Raw genomic sequence first — 1477 nt, 5'->3', positions numbered from 1 at the left:
GCCGACGCTCTTCGAGCTGCATGCGGCTCAGATGTCCGGGTCGCCATGCCATACCACCACGTTACTCTACCGACTTTTCAGAGTGCCAATAGATTTCCAGAGGCTGCCTTCTGGACACCAGAGGCACCAGTTCAGACACCGATTCCATTTGCCAGTCGGGTTGCACCCTGGCATGCTCCCAAAGCCGTCCGTGGTGCAGCCATGCAGTGCGCAAGCCTGCTTTCTGTGCCCCCAGAATGTCCTGCTCCGGGTGGGAGCCCACAAAAATGCACTGCTTCACCACCACAGCCAACTGGTCCACGGCCATGCGGAAAATCTTGGGGTCCGGTTTTTGCAAACCCACCGCTTCGGAGACCAGCACCAGATCCATGTACTCGGACAGTTTTGAGAAGGCCATTTTGGCCCTCTGGCTTTTGTTGCTGCCATTGGTGACGATGCCCAGCTTGAGGCCCAGAGCACGCAATTGCAGCAATGCAGTGTAAGTGCCGGGATACAGCACTGGACTGTCCCACTCATGCCGTTCAAAATCCTCTTCCAGCTGACCTGCAGCCCAGCCCGGAAAAAATTCCTGTTGCAGAATGGAAAACATTTTCTGTCTGTCCCCTTTGCCACCCTGATCCAGCACCCGCACGCATTCGGCGTAATGGGGCTGAAGTTCCAGAGGCAATTTCAGGCGTTGCATCTGAAGGCGCAGAAACTGCTCAAATGACGCCTCACGGTTGAGCAGGGTGTCATCCAGGTCAAATAAAATCGCTCGAATCATTTACAGCATTGTGACAGAACATCATTTTTTGGCGTGCAGAAAATGCAAAAAGTGGTCTATTCATCTCAAAAAAAGCCCCCTTTTCAGGGAGCAGTCCAGAGCAACGGTTGAAAACACCTCCTTTTGAATTTTGTTGCTCTGGAGATGGGTTCAGTGTAGTCCTGCACCTTGCAGGACACATGCGGTTTTTGGCTTAAGCCACTTGCTGGATGGGATTTTCTGGAATGCAAAAAAACACCGCAGCTTGCTCAAGGCTGCGGAATCAAGGAGGAAGGTCAAACTGTACGCCCCTGCAGTGTAGCCTCTGGACAAAGGTTTTGACCTCTGAAAACTGGCTTAAGCCGTGTGGCTTAAAAGAAAAAACCAGCCTTTGCAGACTGGCTTTTTTGTGGCTGGGGTACATGGATTCGAACCATGACCGACGGTTCCAAAGACCGTTGTCCTGCCGTTAGACGATACCCCAGTGCCGGAGTTTGTTCACAGGACGCGTAGAAGTATATCGCTACTTTTGAACTTCGTCAAGCCCCCCTTGAATGCCGAGGGCTGAGGGCACAGGGCCGAGGGAAAAAGAAGGCTCTGGCCAGAGCGATGAAGGGCGAGGCATGCCTCGCCCCTACATTTCCCCTTGACCATTTTTGCTGTGTAACACATGATGCTCTCGGCTCTCGGCTCTCGGCTCTCGGCTCTCGGCTCTCGGCTCTCGGCTCTCGGCTC

At 53.5% G+C, this 1477-nt stretch carries 1 protein-coding gene and 1 tRNA gene; both read right to left on the bottom strand.

The features are described from left to right. Positions 1-61: 61 nt before the first annotated feature. Entirely contained in the window at positions 62-763 is a 702-nt protein-coding gene (locus tag Q371_RS26275; RefSeq protein WP_051965145.1) for an HAD family hydrolase, read from the bottom strand. Between the two features lie 389 nt (positions 764-1152). Next, positions 1153-1226 (bottom strand) — tRNA-Gln (locus Q371_RS23280). Positions 1227-1477: the final 251 nt, after the last annotated feature.

This window comes from Deinococcus misasensis DSM 22328 (genome assembly GCF_000745915.1).
Lineage (GTDB): Bacteria > Deinococcota > Deinococci > Deinococcales > Deinococcaceae > Deinococcus_C > Deinococcus_C misasensis.
The sequence above is the reverse complement of the archived record's forward strand: the minus strand, read 5'-3'. Positions and strand labels throughout refer to the sequence as shown.